The 24002-nt window shown below is 69.9% G+C and carries 16 protein-coding genes and 1 pseudogene; 7 read left to right on the top strand and 10 right to left on the bottom strand.

The window, feature by feature from the left end:
• The first annotated feature begins 272 nt into the window (after nucleotides 1-272).
• From K8O92_14695 to K8O92_14685, 3 genes are read left to right on the top strand one after another with little or no spacing between them, the layout of a single operon-like run.
• Nucleotides 273-3143: an SWIM zinc finger family protein gene (locus K8O92_14695; protein UAK34962.1), complete on the top strand. Its 2871-nt coding sequence runs from the start codon at nucleotides 273-275 to the stop codon at nucleotides 3141-3143.
• Nucleotides 3140-4240, top strand: coding sequence for an AAA family ATPase (locus K8O92_14690; protein ID UAK34961.1), 1101 nt, complete (start codon nucleotides 3140-3142; stop codon nucleotides 4238-4240). Before K8O92_14695 ends, K8O92_14690 begins: the two co-directional genes overlap by 4 nt.
• Entirely contained in the window at nucleotides 4237-6564 is a 2328-nt protein-coding gene (locus K8O92_14685) for a DUF5682 family protein (GenBank protein UAK34960.1), read from the top strand. The genes K8O92_14690 and K8O92_14685 overlap by 4 nt, the downstream gene beginning before the upstream one ends.
• A 17-nt stretch (nucleotides 6565-6581) precedes the next feature.
• On the opposite strand, the gene K8O92_14680 is transcribed toward K8O92_14685, so the two are convergent.
• On the bottom strand, nucleotides 6582-7781 hold the full coding sequence (locus K8O92_14680) for an IS110 family transposase (protein UAK34959.1): 1200 nt from the start codon (nucleotides 7779-7781) through the stop codon (nucleotides 6582-6584).
• 517 nt (nucleotides 7782-8298) lie between these two features.
• Between K8O92_14680 and K8O92_14675 the strand changes: the two genes are divergently transcribed.
• A complete protein-coding gene (locus K8O92_14675) occupies nucleotides 8299-9456 on the top strand; it encodes a VWA domain-containing protein (GenBank protein ID UAK34958.1) in 1158 nt (385 codons plus the stop codon).
• A gap of 42 nt (nucleotides 9457-9498) precedes the next feature.
• On the opposite strand, the gene K8O92_14670 is transcribed toward K8O92_14675, so the two are convergent.
• From K8O92_14670 to K8O92_14635, 8 genes are all read right to left on the bottom strand, one after another.
• Nucleotides 9499-9975, bottom strand: coding sequence for a DUF1801 domain-containing protein (locus K8O92_14670; protein ID UAK34957.1), 477 nt, complete (start codon nucleotides 9973-9975; stop codon nucleotides 9499-9501).
• Nucleotides 9976-10153: 178 nt separating this feature from the next.
• Nucleotides 10154-12682 carry an FtsX-like permease family protein gene (locus tag K8O92_14665; GenBank protein UAK34956.1) on the bottom strand — a complete coding sequence of 843 codons (2529 nt, stop codon included), beginning with the start codon at nucleotides 12680-12682 and terminating at the stop codon, nucleotides 10154-10156.
• Between the two features lie 34 nt (nucleotides 12683-12716).
• The gene (locus tag K8O92_14660; GenBank protein UAK34955.1) at nucleotides 12717-13493 is read right to left on the bottom strand and encodes an ABC transporter ATP-binding protein; all 777 of its coding nucleotides are present in this window, start codon (nucleotides 13491-13493) and stop codon (nucleotides 12717-12719) included.
• Between the two features lie 74 nt (nucleotides 13494-13567).
• On the bottom strand, nucleotides 13568-14488 hold the full coding sequence (locus tag K8O92_14655; protein ID UAK34954.1) for a hydroxymethylglutaryl-CoA lyase: 921 nt from the start codon (nucleotides 14486-14488) through the stop codon (nucleotides 13568-13570).
• Nucleotides 14485-14652 (bottom strand): hypothetical protein, encoded by a 168-nt coding sequence (locus K8O92_14650; GenBank protein UAK34953.1) that lies wholly within the window; start codon nucleotides 14650-14652, stop codon nucleotides 14485-14487. The genes K8O92_14655 and K8O92_14650 overlap by 4 nt, the downstream gene beginning before the upstream one ends.
• On the bottom strand, nucleotides 14649-15869 hold the full coding sequence (locus tag K8O92_14645) for a CoA transferase (protein UAK34952.1): 1221 nt from the start codon (nucleotides 15867-15869) through the stop codon (nucleotides 14649-14651). Before K8O92_14645 ends, K8O92_14650 begins: the two co-directional genes overlap by 4 nt.
• A gap of 131 nt (nucleotides 15870-16000) precedes the next feature.
• Entirely contained in the window at nucleotides 16001-16933 is a 933-nt protein-coding gene (locus K8O92_14640) for a TauD/TfdA family dioxygenase (protein UAK34951.1), read from the bottom strand.
• Nucleotides 16934-17436: 503 nt separating this feature from the next.
• A complete protein-coding gene (locus K8O92_14635) occupies nucleotides 17437-18207 on the bottom strand; it encodes a deoxyribonuclease IV (protein UAK34950.1) in 771 nt (256 codons plus the stop codon).
• Between the two features lie 123 nt (nucleotides 18208-18330).
• Between K8O92_14635 and K8O92_14630 the strand changes: the two are divergent.
• The 3 genes and pseudogenes from K8O92_14630 (at nucleotide 18331) to K8O92_14620 (ending at nucleotide 23100) form a co-directional block, all read left to right on the top strand.
• Nucleotides 18331-19155 (top strand): annotated as a pseudogene (locus K8O92_14630) (serine/threonine protein kinase).
• A 441-nt stretch (nucleotides 19156-19596) separates the two neighbouring features.
• The gene (locus K8O92_14625) at nucleotides 19597-21390 is read left to right on the top strand and encodes a serine/threonine protein kinase (protein UAK34949.1); all 1794 of its coding nucleotides are present in this window, start codon (nucleotides 19597-19599) and stop codon (nucleotides 21388-21390) included.
• A gap of 3 nt (nucleotides 21391-21393) precedes the next feature.
• Nucleotides 21394-23100: a serine/threonine protein kinase gene (locus tag K8O92_14620; protein ID UAK34948.1), complete on the top strand. Its 1707-nt coding sequence runs from the start codon at nucleotides 21394-21396 to the stop codon at nucleotides 23098-23100.
• On the opposite strand, the gene K8O92_14615 is transcribed toward K8O92_14620, so the two are convergent.
• Nucleotides 23097-23927, bottom strand: a complete 831-nt coding sequence (locus tag K8O92_14615; protein ID UAK34947.1) for a GNAT family N-acetyltransferase — start codon at nucleotides 23925-23927, stop codon at nucleotides 23097-23099. The genes K8O92_14620 and K8O92_14615 overlap by 4 nt on opposite strands.
• Nucleotides 23928-24002: the final 75 nt, after the last annotated feature.

Genomic DNA, 24002 nt, shown 5'->3' with positions numbered 1-24002 from the left:
CGTCTCGATGTCCACCCCTCGTGCCAACCCCGGCGGGCAGCTCGATGGTGTCAACACCCGTTTCGGGTGGCTCGGTCGAGCCGAACAGGACAGAATGCCAGAGCACCCCGAGCGGCGCAACATTTGCCGGATGGCGAATACGGCACCGGGACAAGCGGTTCCGTATGCGGGGTGGCACCGGTGGCGGCACCTGTCGGTGCGCTGGGGTAGAAATCGTCCTCAACCGAGGAACGAAGGAAGGCGATGAGGCAGCACCGAGCTGGAGCCGCCCGATGACGACGCCGTGGACCGAAGACCAGGTCACGGCGTTGGCGCCGGACGCGAATTCGCTGTCCGCGGCGCGCAAGCTGATGGGCCGCTGGCATGAGTGCGGGCACCACGGCACGGCATTGTGGGGGCGGTGCCAGGGCAGCGGCGCCACGCCGTACCAGACGATCGTCGACCTGTCCGGTCCGGCGTACCGGTGCTCCTGCCCGAGCCGCAAATTCCCCTGCAAACACGCACTGTCACTGCTGCTGCGCTGGGCGGCGGGCGAGGTCGCCGCCGTCGCGGAGACCGCGGACTACGCGGCCTCGTGGATCGGCGGCCGTGCGGCCCGCGCCGCCGCGAGCACGGACCGGGCCCGCACCGCGAACCCGGCCACCGCCGAGCAGCGGCGGCTGCGGGTGACCGCGGGGCTGGAAGAACTCGACGTCTGGCTGCGCGACCAGGTACGCACCGGGCTCGCGCAGGCCGATCGCTCGTATCGCGCGTTCGAGGCCGTGGCCGCGCGCATGGTCGACGCGCAGGCCCCCGGCATCGCCGCTACCCTGCGCCGGCTCCCGGCCGCCGTGGCCACGCGGACCGACTGGCCCGACGTGGTGCTGCGCGAGTACGCGCGGATGCACCTGCTGGTCGCCGCGCACCGGCAGCTCGACGCGGTGCCGCACGCGCTGGGCGCCAGCATCCGGACCCATGTCGGCTACCCCACCCCGGCCGAGACGGTGCGCGCCGAACCTCCGGTCCGGGATCGCTGGATGGTGTTCGGTTCGCAGATCACCGAGGAGGAGCGCCTCTACACCCGGCGAACCTGGCTGTACGGACGGGAAACCGGGCGCTGGGCGCTGGTGGTCGACCATTCCTTCGGTTCCCCCGGCTTCCCCGCCGACGTTCCCGCGCTCGGGCGACTGGCCGACGCACAGTTGCATTTCTATCCGGGCGCGGCGCCGCTGCGCGCGCTCTGGGGCGAACAGCACAGCGCCTCCGAACCCTTCACCACGCTACCCGAGGACGCAGGCAGGCCCGCCACTATCACCGCGGCGCTGGCTGCGCACGCCTGCGCGCTCGGCGCCGATCCGTGGTTGCGTTCGTGGCCGATGCTGCTGGTCGACGTGGTGGCCTCCCGCACCGAACAAGGCTGGTATGTCACCGAATCCGACGGCACGGCGCTGCCGATCCGGCCGGGTGAGCAACCGTGGACGCTGCTGGCCGTTTCCGGTGGTCATCCGGTGACGGTGGTCGGCGAGTGGAGCGCCGACGGGCTGACGCCGATCTCGGTGTTCACCGCGGGCGAGGTGATCGATCTGGTGCGCACGGAAACCTTCGCCCGGGACGCGCCTCGTCCGTCCACCGGGGCGGTAGCCGGCGCGGACCTCACGTCGGTCGCACTGCTGGGCACCGCCCGCCGCGCGCCGGATCTCGCCGTGCTGGCGCCCCCCATCGCGCGTGCCGCCGACCGGCTGCCGAGCGAACCAGCGACGCGGCTGCTCGAATCGGCCGCGCTACAAGACCTTTTCACGCGCGGCGGTGTCGTACCCGCCACCGCCGAGGCGCCCGAGCCCGCAGCGGACGATCCCCGCCTGTCGCTGCCGCGCCCCGCGGCGGCACGCCTGGCGCGCATGCTGCGGGAGCGCTCGGCCTTCCTGCCCGAATGGATCGACGCGGCGCAGCCGCACGACTACCGGGCGCCGGATGCGCTCTGCGAGCAACTGCTCGAGCACGCGAAGATCAATGCCGCCTTGCGTGAGCCGCTGTTGCGCCTGGCGGGCGCCCGGGGCAGCTGGCTGGCGGCCCGGCATCCGGATTGGCACGACCTGGTACGGCAGCCGTCCGGCCCATCCGAACGCTCCACGGACACCTGGTTGTTCGGCCGACCGACCGAGCGGCGCGACTGGCTCGCCGAACTCCGGCGCAGCGACGCCGATGCGGCCAGGGCGGCGCTCACCGCGGCATGGCCGAAGGAATCCGGGCCGCTGAAGGCAGAACTGCTGGCCCTGCTCGCCGAGGGCCTCGGCCCCGAAGACGAGCCCCTGCTGGAGACGGCGCTGGACGACCGGCGCGCGGACGTGCGCCGCACCGCCGCAGGACTGCTCGCGCTGCTGCCGGAATCGGCGTTCACGCGGCGGATGCGCGACCGGGCCCGCGCGTGGATCCGCGCCGAGCAACGGATGCTGCACACGAACGTGGTTCTCACACTTCCGGATACGCTCGACGCTGCCGCACAGCGCGACGGGATCACCGACCGCACCGTCGAATTCGCCTACCGCTGGAACGGCGCGCCCGACGTGCACGCCGCCCGGCTCCGGCAAGTGGTCGCCGCGACGCCGCTGACCCATTGGGCCGGTGTGCTCGGCACACCGCAGCAGGCGGTGCGCGCCACGATCGAGGACCGGTTCCGGCAGCCGGTCTTCGACGGTTGGGTGGACGCCGCTCTGGCTCAACGTGATTCGGCCTGGGCGCGAGCGCTTTTCGAAGCGGGTGTGCCCACCGACTTGGCGATGTTGCGCAGGCGCGAGCTGTTCGCGCTGCTACCGCTGCCGGATCGGACCGCGCACCTGGTGCGGCTGGACGGCTCGTGGCTCTCGGAGATCGAGGCCCTGCTGCCCGCGATGGGACATCCGTGGCCGGAAGCGCTGGCCAAGCACGTGGTCGGGCTGCTGGTCGAGCGGGCGCGGGCCGCGGCGCGGCGCCCGGAGGCGCACGGCGCGTCGCCGAACGCGCACCGGTCACTGCTGGCCGCGGCGGCCGTCCACCTCCCCGTCACCGCCGCGGGCACGCTGTCCGCGGTGGCCCGCCGATGCGACGATCCCGCCTGGGAGCGTGCCTTCGACCAGCTCGCCCACGACCTCAACCACCGCTCGATGATGCTCGAGGAGTTGCAGTGACCACCACCGACCCGACACCGGCTCTGCTGCGCCCGCACGCCGAACAGGCATACGCCGACGAGTTGCGCGCCCTCGCCGCCGCCGACGACCGGCCCCGCCCGCCGTCCTGGCGGTTGTCGCCCTGGGCGGTGGTCACCTACCTGCTCGGCGGCGCCCTCCCGGACGGCACCGTGATCACCCCGAAGTACGTCGGCCCGCGCAGGCTCGTGGAAGTGGCGGTCGCGACGCTTGCCACCGACCGGGCGCTGCTGCTGCTCGGTGTGCCCGGCACCGCGAAAACCTGGGTGTCGGAACATCTTTCCGCCGCCATCAGCGGTGCGTCGACCCTTCTGGTGCAGGGCACCTCGGGCACGGCCGAGGAGGCGATCCGCTATGGCTGGAACTACGCGCGGTTGCTCGCGGAAGGACCGAGCGACGCGGCGCTGGTGCCGTCACCGGTGCTCACCGCCATGCGAGCCGGCTCCATCGCCCGGATCGAAGAGCTCACCCGCATCCCCTCCGACGTGCAGGACGCGCTGATCACCATCCTGTCCGAGAAGACGTTGCCGGTACCCGAACTGGGCACCGAGGTGCAAGCGGCCAAGGGCTTCAACGTCATCGCCACCGCCAACGACCGCGACCGCGGCGTGAACGAGCTGTCCTCCGCCTTGCGCCGCCGGTTCAACACGGTCGTGCTGCCGCTGCCCGCCAGCGAGGACGAGGAGGTCGCCATCGTCACCAGGCGGGTCGAGCAGCTCGGCTCCGCACTGGAACTGCCCACCGTGCCCGCGGCGGCCGAGGAGGTGCGGCGGGTGGTGCGGGTCTTCCGCGAGCTGCGCTCCGGTAGCACCGCCGACGGCCGCACCAAGCTCAAGTCGCCGTCCGGAACGCTGTCCACCGCCGAGGCGATCTCGGTGATCACCAACGGAATCGCGCTCTCGGCACACTTCGGAGACGGCGTGCTGCGCGCATCCGACATCGCCGGCGCGGTGCTCGGCTCGGTGATCAAGGATCCGGTGGCCGATGCGGTGGTGTGGACGGAGTACCTGGAGGCCGTGGTCCGCGAGCGGCCCGACTGGGCGGATTTCTACCGCGCCTGCCGCGAGGTCACCGGGTGACCTCCGGCGCCGGAACGACGCCCACGACCAAGGTTTTCGGCATCCGCCACCATGGTCCCGGTTCGGCGCGCTCGCTGTGGCTGGCCCTGGCGGCGTTCCGGCCCGACATGATCCTCATCGAGGGGCCCGCGGACGCCGACCCGCTGGTGGGTCTCGTCGCGGCCGAGGGGATGACTCCGCCGGTCGCGCTGCTGGCGTACGTTCCCGACGCGCCCGCCAAGGCCGCGTTCTGGCCCTACGCGGTGTTCTCCCCCGAATGGCAGGCGCTGCGCTACGCCGTGGACAACGACGTGCCCGTGCGGTTCTGCGATCTGCCCGCCACGATCGCGCTGGCGACGGAGGACGAACCCGGCGACCGATTCGATCCTCTCGCCGCGCTGGCCGAGGCGGGCGGATACGACGACGCCGAACGCTGGTGGGACGCCGTCGTCGAATCCGTGCCCGACGCCGACGCGTTCGACCCGATCACCGAGGCGATGGGCGCGCTGCGGGAATCAGCCGAGCACACCGCGCGGCGAGGCCACACGACGCCGGCCATCGACCCATCTGCGGACGACCCGGCGCCGGAGGTCGATTCGGTCGCGGAGGCGGTCGATGAAACTCCCGTGCGCGAATCACCACCCGAGCCACTCGTGATCGATGCCCACACCCTGCGGCGCGAAGCCTATATGCGTCAGACCATGCGCAAAGCGCTGAAGGACGGAGCGACACGGCTCGCGGTGGTGTGTGGTGCTTGGCATGCACCCGCGCTCACCGGCGCGCTCGGGCCTGCCGCTCCGGACGCCCGGTTGCTCAAGGGGCTGCCGAAGACCAAGGCCCGGCTCACCTGGGTTCCGTGGACGCATTCGCGGCTGTCCACGTCCTCCGGCTACGGCGCGGGCGTCACCTCACCCGGTTGGTATCACCATCTGTTCACCGCGACCGAGCGACCGATCGCGCGCTGGCTGACCAAGGTGGCCGGTGTGCTGCGCGCCCACGACCTACCCGTTTCCAGCGCGCACGTCATCGAAGCCGTTCGGCTCGCCGACGCACTCGCCGCGCTGCGCGGCCGACCGCTCGCCGGTTTGTCGGAGGTCACCGAGGCCACGCGGTCGGTCCTGTGCGGCGGAGACGAGACGATGCTGCAATTGGTGATCGGCGAACTCGTCGTCGGTGAGGCGCTCGGCGCCGTTCCGGAGCAGACGCCGACCGTGCCGCTGGACGCCGACCTGCGCGCCACCATCCGATCGCTGCGGATGAAGCAGGAGCCCTCGGCCCGCACCGTCGACCTGGATCTGCGCAAGGAGCGCGAGGTCGAGCGCTCGCGCCTGCTGCACCGGCTGCGGGTGCTCGGGGTCGACTGGGGCACGCTCACCACCAGCGACGTCCGCAGCACCGGCACCTTCCGGGAAACGTGGACGCTGCGGTGGCATCCCGAGTACGCCATCTCGATCATCGAGGCCTCGCGCTGGGGCACCACCATCCGCACCGCGGCGGAGGCGAAGATCCTCGACACCGCCAACCGCACCGACCGCACCGTCGGCGAATTGACCGCCGCGCTGGAGGTCGCCCTGCTCGCCGATCTCGGTGGCGCCACCGATGGATTGATCGCCCGGCTGGAATCCACCGCCGCCCTCGACCACGACGTCACCCACCTGCTCGCCGCGCTGCCCGGCCTGATCCGGACGCTGCGCTACGGCGACGTGCGCGGCACCGACACCAAAGCGCTGGCCCACGTCGCCGACGGCTTGCTGGTGCGCATCTGCGCGGGCCTGCCCGCGGCGGTCACCGGCTTGGACACCGACGCCGCCACCGAGCTGCGCGGTCTGCTGGACGCGGCGCACACCGCCATCCACACCAGGGACGACGGCTGGGCGACCGGCGAGTGGCTGGCCGCCCTGCGCCGCGTCGCCGACCGCGACGACGTGCACGGCGCGCTGGTGGGGCGAGCTGTCCGCCTGCTCGCCGACGCGGGCCGCATCGACGACACCGAATCCGCGCGCAGACTGTCCGCGGCCCTGTCGGTGGGCGCCACCGCCGCGGCCAAGGCGGCGTGGATCGACGGGTTCCTCGGCGGCCGCGGCCTGCTGCTGGTCCACGATCGAGAGTTGTTGCGGCTCATCGACGATTGGTTGCGCGGGCTCGGCGACGACACGTTCATCGAGACGCTGCCGCTGCTGCGCCGGACCTTCGGCGCGTTCGAATCGGGTGAGCGCCGCGCGATCGGGCAGGCGGTCCGCGACGGCGGGTCCGTCTCCGCCACATCAGCGATCGCGGGCATCGACGCGGACCGAGCGACGACCGCCGTGCGCACCGCGGCCGAGATCCTGGGGGTCACGGTATGAGTTTCCTGAGTCAACCCCTATGCGGCGGTCGGTTGTTTTTCCGGTTGGTGGCGGGTGGGGTTGTAGGCGGTTTTGGTGCGCCAGCAGGCCCAGATGACGCGCAGCCAAGCGCGGCCGAGGGTGCGCGGGGCGTGTGGGTGGCGTTGCCCGCGTGCACGGGCCGCGGCGTAGCGCTGCGCGGCCCAGGCGTGGGCGCGGCGGCTGTTGTCGAACCAGACGTGCAGGGCTTGGCGGGCGTGTCGGTTGGTGGCGTGCCGGAACGCGACGGTATGGGTCTTGCCAGAGGCGCGGGTGACCGGGGCGACACCGGTCTCCGCGGCCAGTTGATCGAAGCTGGTGGTGCGCTCGAGGATCGGGCCGACCTCACCGATGATCTGGGCCAGGTTCAGGGTGCCCACGCGTGGCAGATCGCCGAGCAACCGGGCGTAGGGGTGTGCGGTGACGGCCTCGGTGATGATCGTTTCGAGGGTGTCGATGCCGGCCTGCAGTGCCCGCACGACCGCGACCTGGGCGCGGACCAACTGCGCCACCACGGCCTGCCCGAGGCGGGTGGCGGCCACCGGCGCCTCACGCAGTCGGGCCAGCAGCTCGCTTCCGCTGCGGCGGCCACTGTAGCCTCGGCGTTTGCAGAACTGCTCGAGGCGGGCCGGGGTGAGCCCGGCGGCGCTCTGCGGGGTCGGGTAGCGGTCGAGGAACTCCAGCGCGATCGGCGAATGCAGTTGCGCGAAAACGGTTTTGCCCCCGGGCCAGTGCGCATCGAGCAGGGCGGCGAGCTGGTTGGCAGCCGCGATACGCAGACCCAGCTGGTCGCCGCGCTGGCGGGTCAGTGCCTGCAGCTCGAGAGTTTCCGGCAGTGTCGGCACCAGCCGCGGCAGGCGGTGGATGTCGGTGCGCGCGAAGTCCGCCAGCTTGAACGCGTCGCCGGGATCGTTCTTCGCCCGCGCTGCGCCCCAGCGTGGCCGGGCGGCATGGAATGCGTTGGGGTGTATCGCGATCACCGGGTGACCGGCGGCGAGCAGGCGGTCCACGACCAAGCCGCGGGTGGTCTCGATCGCCACCGGCAGATCGGTACGGTCGCCGTGACGAGCCAGTTCGGCCAGCGCCCGGGTGATGCCGTCCTCGGTATGAGGGATCCTCAGCCGGTCGACCCGGCCCCCGGCGTCGTTGATCACGGTCACGTCGTGGGCAGCGTTTCCCCAGTCCCAGCCGACGAACAACGGCTGTCTCCTTCGAGGTCGAATCCGCACCTCGCCGGTCTCGAGGGCCGCTGCCGGAAGCTCATTAATCGGCCCTCACACACGGGGCATGTTCCTGACGCCGGTCTGCGGCCCTCGGCCCGGCAGGGCTGGCGGAACTCATACTGGCCATCGAATGGCACGCGATCTAGGCCATGCACCCACCGGGACCGAGAGGTCACAACCCTACCTGTTCGGGTTGCAGAAAGGATGGTGCCCTAGTGAGCGGTCAAGCCCGGAGGAGGCAACGCAGCGTGACCACGCAGGGCCCCGCTCATACCGAAATCAAACACAGCACGAGCGATCAGGCCCGGAGGCGGCAACGCAGCGTGACCACGCAGGGCCCCGCTCATACCGAAATCAAACACAGCACGAGCGATCAGGCCCGGAGGCGGCAACGCAGCGTGACCACGCAGGGCCCCGCTCATACCGAAATCGAACACAGCAAGAGCGATCAGGCCACGGGCGAAACTCTCGCTCGTTCCGGGGAGGACACGGCATGACCGACGAAGCACAGTCCCGGCGTTGGCGACTGGTGCTCGGCGCGGCCGCGGAGGACGGGCTCGGCGCGCTGGGCTCCGGCTCGGACGCGGCCATGGACCGGGCGCTGTCGGCGCTGTACAACACCGGTGACGAGACGTCGCCGGGCAAGCGCACCGGCGGTTTGCAAGGTTCGGCGCCGCGCGTGGCCCGCTGGCTCGGCGATATTCGCGGCTACTTCCCCGCCACCGTCGTCGAGGTCATGCAGCGCGATGCCGTGGAGCGCCTCGATCTCACCCAGTTGCTGCTGGAGCCGGAACTGCTCGAAGCGGTGGAGCCGGACGTCCACCTGGTCGGCACCTTGCTGAGCCTGAACCGGGTGATGCCCGAGACGACCAAGGCGACCGCGCGGATGGTGGTGGAGAAGGTGGTGCGGGAGATCGAGCAGCGCATCGCGGCGCAAACCGTCGCCGCGGTCTCCGGTGCGCTGAACCGCGCCGCGCGCGTCACGCGGCCGAGATCGCGCGATATCGACTGGGACCGCACTATTCGCAAGAATCTCGCCAACTACCTGCCCGAGCATCGCACGGTGGTACCGGAACGCCTGGTCGGCTACGGCCGCAAGGCCCAGGCGGTGCGGCGCGACGTGGTGCTGGCCATCGACCAGTCGGGTTCGATGGCCGCCAGCGTGGTGTACGCGTCGGTGTTCGGCGCGGTGCTGGCCTCGATGCGGTCGCTGCGCACCTCGCTGGTGGTGTTCGACACCGAGATCGTCGACCTGACCGACAAACTCGACGACCCGGTGGACGTGCTGTTCGGCACGCAGCTCGGCGGCGGCACCGACATCAACCGCGCCCTCGCCTACTGTCAGTCCCTGGTCACCCGCCCGGCCGACACGCTGTTCGTCCTGATCTCCGACCTCTACGAGGGCGGCATCCGCGACGAGATGCTGCGCCGCGTCCGCTCGATGCAGGAGTCCGGTGTGCAGGTCGTCGTGCTGCTCGCCCTGTCCGACGACGGCGCCCCCGCCTTCGACCACGAAAACGCCGCGGCCCTCGCCGCGCTGGGCATACCGGCTTTCGCCTGCACCCCCGACAAGTTCCCCACCCTGTTGGCCGTGGCACTCGATCGCGGCGACGTCCAATCCTGGGCAAACGCCAACGCCGCACACCACTAGTGGCGTTGCCCCATGCCGCGTTCCCAGGTCACTGCCCCTGCCTCACCTCACCGCCTTCTTCACCAACTCACCGATCTTCGCCTCGTCGGCGGCGGTCAACTCGGTCATCGCGAAAGCGGTCGGCCACATGGTGCCTTCGTCGAGGTTCGCGATGTCGTTGAAGCCGAACGTCGCGTACCGCGCCTTGAACTTCGCGGCACTTTGGAAGAAGCAGACGACCTTGCCGTCCTTCGCGTAGGCGGGCATGCCGTACCAGAGTTTCGGCGTAAGGTCCGGTGCGCTGGCTTTGACGACGGCATGGAGCCGTTCGGCCATGGCGCGATCCGATTCCGACATCTCGGCGATCTTCGCGAGCACGTCTTTCTCCCCGTCCGCCTTGTTCGCGCGCGAGCCGCGGCGTGCGGCCGTCTTCAACTCCTGGGCGTGTTCTTTCATCGCGGCTCGTTCCTCGTCGGTGAATCCGACAGAGGACTTGTTCTTCGCGATGGCTTCGTCGGCGGACTTCTGCGCGTTCTTCATGGGTTCTTCCTGCCGGTCTCGATGAGGACGTCTCTCATGCTATGAAGCTGCCGCGGCGAAGGCTTCTTCAAAACTGATCAATCGTCGCGAAGGTGATACCACAGCAAACGCGTACGGCGAGCCCCACTCGGCCGAGCTGTCACAGGGATCGGGTCGGCTGTATCGCGGCGCACCTGTTTCAGAGGTCGGCGATCGCCGCGAGCGGCGGCGTGCGTGCCGCCCGCACGGCGGGCCACAGGGCGGCCAGCACTCCGACGACCGCCGAACTGACCAGGACGAGCACCAGCTGGTTCCACGGGATGGCGATCTGGTCGAGCCCGAGGTCGCGCAGCGTCCGCAGGAACCCGATGCCCAACCCCAGCCCGAGCACCATGCCGACGATCGCGCCGAACACCGCGATCAGCATCGACTCCAGATAGATCGTCCGGCGCACCTGGGCACGCTGCATCCCCACCGCGCGCAGCATGCCGATCTCCCTGCGTCGCTCCACCACCGACAGCGCGAGCGTGTTCACGATGCCCAGGATCGCGATCACCACCGCCAAGGCGAGCAGGCCGTAGAGGATGGCCAGCAAAGTGTTGATCTGCTTGCCCTGCGCGCCCTTGAACTCCTCGCGGTCCTGCACCTGCACCACGACGAATTGCTCCGTCGCCTTCTCCAGGTCGCCGCGCATCTGCGTGAGGTCAGCGCCAGGTCGCGCCTTGATCAGTACCAGGAAGTTGGTCCGGAAGTTGAGCGGGACGACCTCGTCGTAGACCGTCTGCGACACCACCATCGGACCCAGCAGCGGATTCTTCTTGTACAGACCGGTCACCGTGAGCGGGACCTTCTTGCCGTCGACGCTGGTCGGAGTCACCTGGTCGCCGACCTTCCACCCGCGCTCACCGGCCTCGTCCTCCGACACGAGCACGTCGCGGGCGCCGGGCGTGTCGGTGCCGCGCACGATCTCATAGTTCAGCACGCCGCCCAGCGGACCGTCGGCCGATGTGGCGAACACCTGCTCGTCGCCGATCTTGAAGGGGGCGCCCCGCATACCCACCGCTTGCTCCACGCCGGGCGCCTCGGTACGCGCGGCGTCGGCGGCGCCGAACGGCACGCCGAGCAGCTGTGGACCCGCCAGCACGTAATCGGCTCGCACGCCCTTGTCCACGAGCACGCCGACGCTGGCTTTCGCCGAGGCGCCGAGCATGCCGATCGCCGAGACCAGCATCAACCCGAGCGTCAGGGCGAAGGCGGTGGCGGCGGTGCGGCGGGGATTGCGCGCCGCGTTGTTGCGGGCCATCCGGCCGATCGGCCCGAACGGGCGCACCAGCGCCCCGAGTCCACCGACCACCGGCCGCGACAACGCGGGCGCGGCGAGCAGCACCGCGAAGATCAAGCCGAGCGCGCCGACCCCGACCGTGGCGGCCGCCGTCCCGCCGGTGCGCTGCGCACCCAGCACCACGAGCCCCACGCCGAGCACGCCGAGCACCACACCGGAAATCGTGCGCACGCGCAGCGACTCCCCGGCGGACGCGAACTCCTCGCGCATGGCCTGCACAGGCGGAATCCGCGAGGCGCGCCGCGCGGGCGCGTAGGCGCTCACCACGGTCACCGCGAGACCGACCAGCAGTCCGACCACGATGGTGCGCGGCCGCACCGCCATCGATCCGGTCGGCAACCCGAGGTCGAACGCGTTCAGCGCCGCCGACAGCCCGAACGCCAGTCCGACGCCGCCCGCGAGTCCGATCACACTGCCGATCGCGCCGATGACGAATGCCTCGGCCACCACCGACCGGCCGACCTGTTGCCTGCTCGCGCCGACCGCGCGCAGCAGCGCCAGTTCCCGCAAACGCTGCGCGACGATCATCGTGAAGGTGTTGTAGATGATGAACGTGCCGACGATCAGCGCGATCGCGCCGAAGGCGAGCAGGAAGTAGTTGATGAAGTTGAGCGCGTTGGAGACTTCCTTCTTCAGGTCCGCGCGCACCTGATCACCGTTCTGCACCTTGTAGCCCGGCAGCTGCGTGGCCAGGTTGTCGCGCAGTTCGTCACCGGGGATGCCGGTGGCCGCGAGGTCGACGTACGCGACGTGCAGGCCGTCGGTGAACAGCTTGCGCGCCTGTGTGTCCTCGAACAGCACTCCGATGAAACCGCCCGCGTCGGACGATCCTTCGTAGATCCCGGTGAGGGTCACGTCGATGGGATCGGGCTGGGAAGGAATGAGGATTTTGGTCCGGTCGCCGATCTTCAGCCCGGCCCGCTCGGCCCCGCTTGTGTTCAGCGCGACCTCGCCCGGCCGGGCGGGCGGCGCGCCCTGCACGAACTTCTCCGGTTCCGCGACAGCCTTCTCCGGAGGCAGATACGACGTGCCGAGGGTGGGCGCACCACCGGTCTGGACGGATTTCTTGCCCGCCGGATCGAGCAGGACCACCGGTCCGTTCACGCTGGGGGCGGCGGTGCGGACGCCCGGATACTTCGCCAGCTCCTCCACCACATTGTTCGGAATGCCTTGGGCCTGGCGCTCTTTCGGGCTCACCCGGACATCGACGCCTTTGGCCTCGTTGGCGAAGATGCCGTCGAAGGTGCGCTGCAGCGTGTCGGTGAACACGAACGAGCCCGCGATGAACGCGGTGCCGAGCACCACCGACAACAAGGTCAGCGCGAGCCGCACTTTGTGCGCGGCGAGATTGCGCAGCGCGACTTTGCGCATCGGGCTCCCGGCCATCACGCCTGCCCCCGAAACTTCCGCGAACCCCTGGTCACGCCTGCTCCAACGATTTCATCCGGTCGAGCACGGTGTCGGCGGTCGGATCACGCATCTCGTCGACGATGCGCCCGTCCGCCAGGAACACCACCCGGTCGGCGAACCCGGCCGCGTGCGGTTCATGCGTGACGATCACCACCGTCTGCCCGAACTCGTCCACCGCGGCCCGCAGGATCGACAGCACCTCTTCCGAGGACCGGGAGTCCAGATTGCCGGTCGGCTCGTCACCGAAGATGATCTCGGGCTTGCCCGCGAGGGCACGGGCGCAGGCCACCCGCTGCTGCTGTCCGCCGGACAGCTCGCTGGGACGATGGGTGAGACGATCGATCAGCCCGAGCCGCTTCAACACCGTGTCCAGCCACTCCTGGTCGGGCTCGCGCCCGGCGATGTCCAGCGGCAACGTGATGTTCTCCAGCGCCGTGAGCGTCGGCACCAGGTTGAACGCCTGGAAGACGAACCCGATCCGGTCCCGCCGCAGGCGCGTCATCTGCTTGTCGGACAGGGTGGTCAGGTCGGTGTCGCCGATGCGGACGGTGCCGGAGCTGGCGCTGTCGAGCCCGGCCAGGCAATGCATCAGGGTCGACTTGCCCGACCCGGACGGGCCCATGATCGCGGTGAACTCGCCCTTGGCGAACTCGGCCGACACTCCGTCCAATGCCCTGACCTGCGTGTCACCCGATCCGTAGACCTTGGTCAGGTCGATAGCGTGGGCCGCGACATCGGTCGGTGCCGCGATGTCCGCGGTATCTGCGCCCAAGGCTTGCGAAGTCATGCCGTCCAGTCTTACCGGCTTCGCGTCCACATGCCATCAGGGAAAACCCTGTGTTGGATTCGGAGCTGGGTTGATCAGGCCGCACCCACGACCCACTCGAAGGCCGAGGCTTTCGAGCGGGCGCCTTCGAGTGCGCGCGAACGGTTGGGTTCGCCGAGTTCGGCCAGCAACTCCTCGGAAATGTTCACCAGTGCGGCCAGCGTCGCGGGGGTGAACCATTCCGGCCTGGTGGCGAACAGGATGTCCTCGGAGGCGGTGTTGCCGCTCGCTCCCGGTGCGAAGGGGCAGCCGCCGAGCCCGCCGAGCGCGCCGTCGACCATGTCCGCGCCCGCCGCGACCGCGGCGAGGGTGTTGGCCACGCCCATTCCCCAGGTGTCGTGACCGTGGAAGACGACGCGGCGCGGGGGCGTCCGGTCCCGCACCGCGGCGACCAGCGCCGCGACCTGGCCGGGATGAGCTTGTCCGAGGGTGTCGGCCAGGACGATGTCGTCGGCGCCCTCGGTGCGTGGGTCGCACGCGATGGCCAGTACTCGCTCCGGGTCGACCGGACCGTCGAAGGGGCAGGTGAAAGCCGTTGCCAAGCACAGCTGGATGGACCCGTGCACCTCCCGGGCCAGTCGCACCGCGTCCGGCATGGCGGCGACGCTGTCCTCGGTGTCGCGTCCGATGTTCGCCCGATTGTGCGCGTCGGAGACCGAGAAGCAGTACTGGAAGTTGCGCACCCCCGCCGCGGCTGCCTTCTCGACGTGGCGCGGCGTCGCCACCCACACCCAGCAGTGGCGCAGTTCCTCCGGGGTCAGCGCGGCGACCAGTTCCATGGTGTTCGCCATCGGCGCGACCAGGTCCGGGCGCGCCATCGAGCCGATCTCCAGTGCGGGCACACCCAGCGCGAGCAGGCGGCGCGCGATGTCCACCTTGCGCTGCACCGGCAGCATCTTGCCGGTCAGCTGCAGGCCGTCGCGCAATGTGACGTCGCGCAGCACCGGCGCGGTCATCGCTGCTCCCGCGCTCGGTGGTGGCCGCACATCACGCCGCCCCACGGCTTCTCCCCGGCCCCGGTCGGATTGGGTTGCACGGCGGGCCTGCTGCTGCCCGGCGTGCGCGGTTCCCGGACACTACGGCCCTCCGGTCGCCTGCGGTCGTGCGGCTGCGTGCTCATCGCGCCTCCAACGCATCGATCTCGGCCTCGCTCATGCCGAGCAACCCGGTCAGCACCTCCCGGGTGTGCTCCCCCAGGTCGGGGCCGACGGAGCGGATGGGCAGGGACTGCTCGCCGATCACCGGGACGATGCCGGGAAAGCCGACGACCTTCGGCTCCGGTGCGCCGACGTCCACAGCGAACGGCTGGATCATGTTGCGCGCTCGATACTGCTCGTCGGCCACGATGTCGGCCGCCGTGTAGATCGGGCCGCACGGGATCCCGGCGGCCTCCAGCAGCTTCAACGCTTCGGCTCGGGTATGGCGCACCGTCCACTCGCCGATGGCCGCGTCCAGGCGTTCGCGGTGGCGCCAGCGACCCGCGTTGTCCTGGAGTTCGGGGTCGGCTGCCAGATCGGGCCGGTCGATGACCGCCATGTAGCGCTGGAAGATGGCGTCGCCGTTGCCGCCGATGATGATGCTGGTCCCGTCCGAACACGGGTAGGCGTTGCTCGGGGCGATGCCCTCCATCCGTCCGCCGACGCGTTCGCGCTGGATCCCGTAGGCCAGATAGTCCGGCACCAGCGATTCCATCACCGACAGGATCGCCTCGTTGAGCGCCACGTCGATCAGCCGTTCGGGCAGCGGGACCGGCGCGTCCCCCTCGGCGCGGCGTTCGCGCTGGAACAGGGCCATCACGGTGCCGAACGCGGCGTAGATGCCCGCGATGGAATCCCCGATCGAGACACCGGTCCGCACGGGCGGACGGTCCGGGTCGCCGACCAGTTCGCGCAGGCCGCCGACGGCCTCGGCCACCGCCGCGAAACCGGGACGATCCGACAGCGGGCCGGTCTGCCCGTAGGCGGAGATCCTCGTGATCACCAGATCCGGGTTCGCCTCGTTCAGCACCTCCGGACCCAGGCCCCACTTCTCCAGCATCCCGGGCCGGAAGTTCTCCAGCAGCACGTCGCAACGCCGGATCAGGTCGAGCACGATGCCACGTCCCGCCTCGGTACGCAGGTCCAGCGTGATCGATTTCTTGTTGCGGTTGATCGTCCGGAAGAGCATCGAGGTGTCACCGCCGTAGAGCCGCCAGTTGCGCAGCTCGTCCCCGGCTTTCGGGCGTTCCACCTTGATCACCTCGGCGCCGAAGTCGCCGAGGATGCGCCCGGCGGTCGGCGCGGCGATGTAGTTGCCGAGTTCCAGGACGCGCACCCCGTCCAGCGGCCGAATACTCATGGCAACAAGTGTGGACCATGCTGTGCTGGTTTTTGCAGCGCCCGCGGCGCTGCGTGTTCGCGGCTGGATCCAGGACACCGCATGGCCCCTCAATAGCCGGGCTCGCGCCCGGCAACCATGCGGGGCCCCGCTCAGGACGCGACCAGCCGTGTGTCCTCGATGATCGAGTAGTGCTCGGCGTCGCCCGCGATAACGGTGCTCGGCGAGCCGTCGACGCCGACCGGGACGTCGCCGGCCAGGGTGATGCGGGTCAACTTGCGCGGCTGGTCGTCGTAGTCGTCGATGGCGTAGTGCTGGGTGGCGCGGTTGTCCCAGATGGCGACGTCGCCGGGCGCCCAGTTCCAGCGGGTGGTGTTCTCCAGACGGGTCACCCGGTCCTGGAACAGCCGGAACAGGGCGTGCGACTCCGCGCTGGAGAGCCCGACGAAATGCTTGACGAAGTGGCCGAGCAGCAACGCCCGCTCGCCGGTCTCGGGGTGCACGCGCACCACAGGGTGCTCGGTTTCGTAGTAGGTCGACTCGAACTCCGCGCGGTAGGCGGCGGCGTTGGGCTGCGGCTGCTCCCCGGTGCGCGCGGCGTAGTCGTACACGTTGGTGTGTACGGCTCGCAGAGACTCGGCGAGGCGCTCGAGCGGCTCCGGTAGCGACTCGTAGGCCGCGACGGTGGAAGCCCAGGTGGTGGCGCCGCCATAGGGCGGCAGCTGAACCGCGCGCAGGACGGACGCCTTCGGAATGCGGTCGACGAAGGTGACGTCGGTGTGCCAGCTGTTGGCGCGGCCGTGCTCGGAATCGATCGCCAGGCTCTTCACACCGTGCGAGGTGACCGTCGGGTGCGGGGTGGTGGGTGAGCCGAGCAGTTGGGCGAACTCGTATTGCCCGTCCTCGGTGAGGTGATCCTGCCCGCGGAAGAAGATGACCTTGTGCTCCAGCAGCGCGCGATGGATCACCTCGACCGTGACCGGGTCCAGATCGCCGCCGAGCCGGACGTTGTCGATTCGCGCGCCGATACGGGCGCCGAGCCTGGTCACCGAGGCTGTGGATGGGGTGGCGGGTGCGACCGTCATAAGATCACCTTCGCTGTCGAGATCGGTTACTGCTCGTTGGAGCACATCACCGAAACCACCCCGCCGACCAGGGTTTTCGTCGCACTGATCACAACACGGGACGAGCGGAGCAGCCCGGACCCGTCCAGCGCGAGTCCCGTGAGCACCGTTCACCCACCGCACATCGGACACAGCGCCGGGAGATCGGTCTTCGCCGCACCGATCCATAGATTCGAGACGACCGAAGCAGACCCAGCCCCGTCCAGTACAAGCCGTACCAGCACCGTTCATCCCACCCGCGACACCGCGCACAGCACCGCAAGACCGCTCCCCGCCGCACCGGCCCACAGACTCGATACAACCGAAGCAGACCCAGCCCCGTCGGGTGCGAGTCTTACGAGCGCTGTTCGCGGCCCGTCTCGCGTCCCAGCGACCGAAGCGCATGCGCCGCAGGCGCGAGTCTCGGTCGCTGGGACGCGAGACTTCCCGGGGCCGCGAACACGCAGCGCCGCAGGCGCTGCACATCAAACACAGCACTCGCGCAGATACGCCAGATCCTCCGCGAGTCCGTCGGCCGGGGTTTCCAGGACCACGGGGGCGCCCGCCGTCCGGCACACCTCGGCGAGCAGTTGCGGGTCGATGGTGCCATCGGCGAAGTTGGCGTGCCGGTCGGCGCCGGAGTCGAACTCGTCGCGGGAGGAGTTCAGGTGCACCAGGTCGATCCGTCCGGTGATCGCCTTGATCCGGTCGACGACGCCGACCAGTTCCTCACCACCCGCCCAGGCGTGGCAGGTGTCCAGGCAGAAACCGGCGCCGTAGTCGCCGACCGCGTCCCACAGCCGGGCGATGGAGTCGAAATGCCTGGCCATGGCGTGATTGCCGCCCGCGGTGTTCTCGATCAGGATCGGCACCGCGAAACCGCCCTTGTCCTGCTGCCGCTCGAACAACTTGCGCCAGTTGTCGATTCCGGTGTCCAGTTCGGCGTCGGAACGCACGTGCCCTCCATGCACCACCAGGCCGAAGGCGCCGAGTTCGGCGGCTGCCTTCGCCTGCTGCGCGACCGCGTTGCGAGAGGGCATGCGCAGCCGGTTGTTCAGGCTAGCGACGTTGATCTGATAGGAGGAATGCACCACGACCTCGATCGGGCTCGCGAGGATCTCCTCGGTCCGCGGATGCGAGGTGGGTTTGTCCCAGCTCTGCGGATCGACCACGAACATCTGGATGACGTCGGCGCCGAGCTTCTCCCCGAAACCGATCGGGTCGCTGTCGAGCCGGACATGTGCTCCAATGCGCATGCGCGCCACAGTACTGGCTGCTACCGACAACCATCGAGGTTGCGCCGCGACTGTTGCATCCCGACGGTTCGGCGAGATACATGGATAGTGTCCGCGCGATTCACTCGACAAGGGGGTGTAACGGTGTTGCAGACCGGCGATGTGTTCGCGGGCTACGTCATCAAACGCGTCCTCGGCCATGGCGGTATGGGCACCGTGTACCTGGCCCGGCATCCTCGGCTGCCCCGCATGACGGCGCTGAAGCTGCTCCAACGGGATCTGTACGCCGACGCCGGCAGCCGCCGCCGATTCGAGCGCGAGGCCGATCTGGTCGCGCGGCTCGACCACCCGAACATCGTCACGGTGTTCGATCGCGGCGCGGAGGACCGGCAGCTGTGGATCTCCATGCAGTACGTGCCCGGCTCGGACGCCTCCTGCGCGGACGTCGACGTGCTCGCTCCCGGACGCGCGGTGCAGATCGTGGCCGACACCGCCGCGGCGCTCGATCACGCGCACGCCAACCAGGTGCTGCACCGCGACGTGAAACCGGCCAACATCCTGCTGGCCAAGGCGCCGATCGGGCAGCCGGAGCGGGTGCTGCTCACCGATTTCGGTATCGCCGGTATCCGCGGCGCGGAGACCACGATCAGCTCGGCGGGCACGATCACCGCGACCCTCGCCTTCGGCGCGCCGGAGCAACTGATCGGTCAGCCGCTGGACGACCGCGCCGATCAGTACTCGCTGGCGTGCACGCTGTTCTGGTTGCTCACCGGCGCGCCGCCGTATCCGGGCACCAATCCGGCGGCCGTGGTCGACAACCATCTGCACGCGCCGATCCCGATGCTGAGCCGGATGCGTCCGGGCCTGCCGCCCGCGCTGGATCCGGTGCTGGCACGTGCCATGGCCAAGCGGCCCGCGGATCGCTTCACCAGTTGCGCCGAGTTCGCCGCCGCGGCCAAGCATGCCCTTCACGGATATCCCGGCGGGCACCGGGCGACACCGCTGCACGGCATCCACCCCGAAGGGCACCCGCCCGCGCCGATGCACCGGACGCCGCCCGCGCAGCCCCGTGCGAGGCCCCAACCACCTCCGCCGCCTACCCCGCGCCCGAGCTTTCCGCCGCCGCGCCGCCCCGTTCATCCCGGCCTCATCGAGTTGCCGAATCTGCCCATACGCCCGGGATCGGCGGTGCGGCCACACCAGCAACCGCCGGACCCCCGGCCCCCGCCGGGCGGGCCGGTTTCCGTCGATCGCCCGCGCGTCACCACACTCGACGACCGATAGGCGGGGGCGCGACTACTGCTATGGTTTCGATGTTTTCCGTGGTCGGGCCCATCCCGGACCGCGCGTTCTTATGCTGTACGCCTGTTCGCCGGTGGGTCCCGGCGCGCGGCGGGAAGTGGAGCAGTCATGCTGGCCAGCGGTGACGTTTTCGCCGGCTATGTCATCGAGCGGCAACTCGGGCGCGGTGGCATGGGTTCGGTATATCTGGCGAAACATCCGCGGCTGCCGCGGATGACCGCGCTGAAGCTGCTGAATCGGGAGATGTTCTTCGACAAGGAGGTGCGGGCGCGGTTCGAACGGGAGGCGGATCTGGTCGCCCAGCTCGATCACCCCAACATCGTCACGGTTTACGACCGCGGCCTCGAGGACGAGCAGCTGTGGATTTCGATGCAGTACATCGACGGCATCGACGCCGCCTCGGTGGAACCGAGATCGCTGCCGCCCGAACGCGCGGTGCAGATCATCAAGGAGACCGCCGACGCGCTGGACTACGCGCACGGCAGCGGGGTGCTGCACCGTGACGTGAAACCCGCCAACATCCTGCTGGCCCGCTCCAGCGCGGGTCGTGGTGAGCGGGTCTACCTCACCGACTTCGGCATCGCCCGGCTGCGCGACGACACCGGTCACCTCACGCAGACCGGCACCTTCACCGCGACGTTGGCCTACGCCTCGCCCGAACAGCTCACCGGCGTCTCACTCGATCACCGCTCCGACCAGTACTCGCTGGCCTGCTCGCTGTTCTGGTTGTTCACCGGCACGGGCCCTTTCTCCGCGACGAACCCCGCCGCGGTCATCCAAGGACATCTGCAAGGAGCGCCGCCCGCGCTGAGCAGTGTCCGGCCGGGACTGCCGTTCGCCCTGGACGGCGTCCTGGCCAAGGCGATGGCCAAGCGGCCCGACGACCGGTACGGCAGTTGCGCGGAGTTCGCCGCGGCAGCCAAGCAGGCGCTGACCGGGTCGAGCGCGCCATCGATGCCGGTGGTGGGCGGTCCCCGCCCGGTCACCGGTCCACCGCACCCGACCACCGGGCCGCGCCCGACCACAGGGCCGCAGATCCCGACTACCGGGTCGCCGTATCCGGTGGGCCACTACGTCAGCGGCCCGGGGCACCAGACGCACGCTCCGCATACCAGCGGGCCCACCTCGCTCGCCGCGTCGGCCGCGCCCGCACCGCCCACTCCGGTGGTGAACTCCGGGCCGCACCCGACGGCCACCAACCCCTACACCCACCAGCAATCCGGGTTCTCCGCCTTCGGCGCCCCGCCGGCGCCGCCGCACGGTGCGCACACCTATCCCTCGGCCGGATCACCGCCCAAGAAGAACACCGGCCTGATCGTCGGTTCGGCGGTGGGCGTCGTCGTGCTGATCCTGGTTGTGCTCGGCATCATCGGCGCGACCTCGGATTCGGGGTCGAACAACGCGGGCGCCACGACCACCTCGGCGGTGAAGCCGAACCTGGTCGAGGCGACCCCGGAGTCGGTCAGCGCGGAGTTCCCGCGGATGGTGCCCGCCTCCAAGACCGAGGATGTCGGGTACAACGGCGCCGAATGCTGGCTGGCCTCATCGAGTTCGCCACCGTCGCCGTCCAAGGGCGAGCCGGATTTCGGCGACTGGGCCGCGCAGTGGCGCTGCTTCAAGGGTGGCAACAACGAGGATCCGTACTACCGCATCTACGCCTACAAGACCCCGGCCGACGTGCAGGCGGTGCTGAAGGGCCTGCCCTCCTCGGCCACCAAGTCGACGGACACCAACGGCGGAAAGTCCTACACCAACTACAAGTACGTGGACGACGGCGCCAAGATGGTCACCGCGTTCACCGGTGATCCGGATCGGACCCAATACCTGATGTACACCGACGGCTTCAGCCACACCACCATCGACGAGCTGCTGCGCTGGTGGCGCTCGGCTCCGCTGAACTGACCCGTGCTGCGTACCGGTGAGGTCTTCGCGGGATACACCATCGAACGCCTGCTCGGCCGCGGCGGGATGGGATCGGTGTACCTGGCGCGGCATCCGCGGTTGCCCCGGTTGACAGCGATGAAGCTGTTGAACCCGGAGCTGTTCGACGACACGGAGATCCGTACCCGCTTCGAGCGGGAAGCCGATCTCGTCGCGCGGCTGGACCACCCGAACATCGTCCCGGTGTTCGACCGAGGCGTCGAAGGCGATCGGCTGTGGATCTCCATGCGCTACATCGACGGCACCGACGCCGCGGCGCTGGACGCATGGACGCTGTCGCCGCTGCGGGCGGTACAGATCATCGCGGAAACCGCCAAGGCGCTGGACTTCGCGCACAGCCGCGGCGTGCTGCACCGCGACGTGAAACCGGCGAACATTCTGCTCGAGCGCGGCGAGGGCGGTGAGGAGCGCGTCTTTCTCGGCGACTTCGGCATCGCCCGATTCCGGGACGACACCGGACGGCTCACCCAGACCGGGACTTTCACCGCCACACTGGCCTACGCCGCGCCGGAGCAGCTGTCCGGCGCGCCGCTGGATCACCGCGCCGACCAGTATTCGCTGGCCTGCACGCTGTTCCGGTTACTGACCGGCACCGTGCCGTTCGACGCCACCAATCCGGTGGCGGTGATCCAAGGCCACCTCAGCGCACCGCCGCCACCGGTCAGCAGGTCGCGGCACGGGTTGCCGCCGGCGCTGGACGCCGTGCTGGCCAAAGCGATGGCCAAACACGCGGCAGGTCGCTTCGACTCCTGCACCGAGTTCGCCGTCGCCGCGTGGCAGGCCCTGACCGCAACCGCGGCGCCGTGGCCGCCGCCGCCGCCCCTGCCGAACCGGCCGCCGCCGCGGACCGACGCGGAGATCCCGCAACGTCCCGCACGCGCCTATCTCGGCCCGGCACGGCGTTCCCGCTGGCACGCTTCGGTGGGCGGCTGGCTCGGTTTGCTGTTCGTGCTCGGCCTGACCGTCGTCATCGTCGCGGTCGTCTTCAGCAGCGTCAGCTCCCCCAGCTCCGCCGGACCGACGACGACCGAGCGCCCGCAGCACACCGCCGCCACCGCGCCATCGGTTACCAGGCATCCGCCGACGACCGTCTCCGCCACCACGGATCGAGCCACGATAGGCGCCCGCGCGGCCGAGCTGAGCGCCGCGTTCCCGGACATGCTGCCGGAGACCTCCGCCCAGCGCCTGGTGCACTCCGGAACCGGATACCACAAAGCGGGCTGTTTCGCCCACGCACCGGATTCCCCGGCGACGAGCGACCACGAGGACCCCGGCTTCGGCGCGTGGGTGGCGATGTGGAGCTGCTTCGGCGGGCAGAACAAGGCGTCCTTCGACTTCTACCTCTACGGCTCCCCCGCCGACGCTCAGGCGGTTCTCGATGCCTTGCCTGCCAACGATCGCGCGACCGCTACCAACGACAGCGGCCACAGCTATACGAACTACACCTTGCGCGACAGCCGAAATCTCCGGCCGCGGATGGTGACCGCGTTCTCCTCGGACCCGGGCCGCGCGGCCATGCTGATGTACAGCACCGGATTCATCGCCACCCACGCCGAGTTCATGGACTGGTGGAAATCCGCGCCGCTGAATCGAGTTCCCGCCCGCCGAGCCTCGCGCCGGTGTTCGCGCGGTTCACCGCGGCCCCGCGGGGCCGTCCGGGCCGAGGGCTAGTCGAAGACGTAGTGGGCGAACTCATGGGTGGGATGAAAGCCCATCGACCGGTAGATCCGGTTGGCCGTGGCGTTGGCGATGTCGGCGAACAGACAGACATCCAGGCTCTGGGCTCGCAGCAGCTTGGCGACGTGCGCGGTGACCGCACTGGCGTAACCGTGCCCGCGCGCGTCCGGCGGGGTGTAGACGGGCCCGATCCGTGACCAACCCTGGATCGGAATCTGATGGGCGGCAAGGCTCACCGGTTCCCCATCTCGTTCCCACAACCACCAGCGGCCCGTTTCCACGCGGCGCCGGATAGCGGCTTCGTCCAGCCCGGACTGCGTCCCGGACTCCTGGTTCATGGCCATCGACCAGTCTCGGCACAGCGCGACATCGGAATCCCCGGCTCGGCGGGGCGCTCCGGCCACGTCCGGGATCCGCAGCGCGCCGAGCCGGTGCAGCCGGGTGACGTACGACCGGTGGAAGCCTTTACCCCGCAGTCCGGACCAGTGCTGGGCGAAAGCGGTCGCGTCCTCGATGATGCCCTCGACGCCCGCGCTCTGGGGCACCACGTCGGCCAGCGCACGAGCCACCGCGGGAATTCCGTCGGGCGGTAGCGCGCCGAGATACACGTCACGGCCGGCCACGCGCATGGCGGCGCCGACGACCGAGCCATCCTCGCCGTGGACCGAGACGAAGCGCGATGCCTCGGAGGGGGCGTCGATGCCCGTGACGTGGTTGGCGACACTCGTGGTGATCACGGTGTGCCGCAGCGGATCGCGGAGCAGAAACGACCCCGCGACCGAGCGGAACTCGGCGGCGTCGGTGGTGATCTCGATCCTCATGCGGATCACGGTAGGCGCCTGAAGTGTTGCGCGTCCGCGTTTCTCGCGCCAGGCACCGTACCGGCCACCAGTGCG

Source organism: Nocardia asteroides (genome assembly GCA_019930625.1).
Lineage (GTDB): Bacteria > Actinomycetota > Actinomycetes > Mycobacteriales > Mycobacteriaceae > Nocardia > Nocardia sputi.
This window is presented reverse-complemented; position numbering and strand designations above follow the sequence as displayed.

Excerpts from the sequence above, each read along its gene's own strand:
- K8O92_14695 (UAK34962.1), top strand. The coding sequence starts at position 273 with ATGACGACGCCGTGGACCGAAGACCAGGTCACGGCGTTGGCGCCGGAC.
- K8O92_14675 (UAK34958.1), top strand. The coding sequence starts at position 8,299 with ATGACCGACGAAGCACAGTCCCGGCGTTGGCGACTGGTGCTCGGCGCG.
- K8O92_14670 (UAK34957.1), bottom strand. The coding sequence starts at position 9,975 with ATGAAGAACGCGCAGAAGTCCGCCGACGAAGCCATCGCGAAGAACAAG.
- K8O92_14665 (UAK34956.1), bottom strand. The coding sequence starts at position 12,682 with ATGGCCGGGAGCCCGATGCGCAAAGTCGCGCTGCGCAATCTCGCCGCG.
- K8O92_14660 (UAK34955.1), bottom strand. The coding sequence starts at position 13,493 with ATGACTTCGCAAGCCTTGGGCGCAGATACCGCGGACATCGCGGCACCG.
- K8O92_14655 (UAK34954.1), bottom strand. The coding sequence starts at position 14,488 with ATGACCGCGCCGGTGCTGCGCGACGTCACATTGCGCGACGGCCTGCAG.
- K8O92_14650 (UAK34953.1), bottom strand. The coding sequence starts at position 14,652 with ATGAGCACGCAGCCGCACGACCGCAGGCGACCGGAGGGCCGTAGTGTC.
- K8O92_14645 (UAK34952.1), bottom strand. The coding sequence starts at position 15,869 with ATGAGTATTCGGCCGCTGGACGGGGTGCGCGTCCTGGAACTCGGCAAC.
- K8O92_14640 (UAK34951.1), bottom strand. The coding sequence starts at position 16,933 with ATGACGGTCGCACCCGCCACCCCATCCACAGCCTCGGTGACCAGGCTC.
- K8O92_14635 (UAK34950.1), bottom strand. The coding sequence starts at position 18,207 with ATGCGCATTGGAGCACATGTCCGGCTCGACAGCGACCCGATCGGTTTC.
- K8O92_14625 (UAK34949.1), top strand. The coding sequence starts at position 19,597 with ATGCTGGCCAGCGGTGACGTTTTCGCCGGCTATGTCATCGAGCGGCAA.
- K8O92_14615 (UAK34947.1), bottom strand. The coding sequence starts at position 23,927 with ATGAGGATCGAGATCACCACCGACGCCGCCGAGTTCCGCTCGGTCGCG.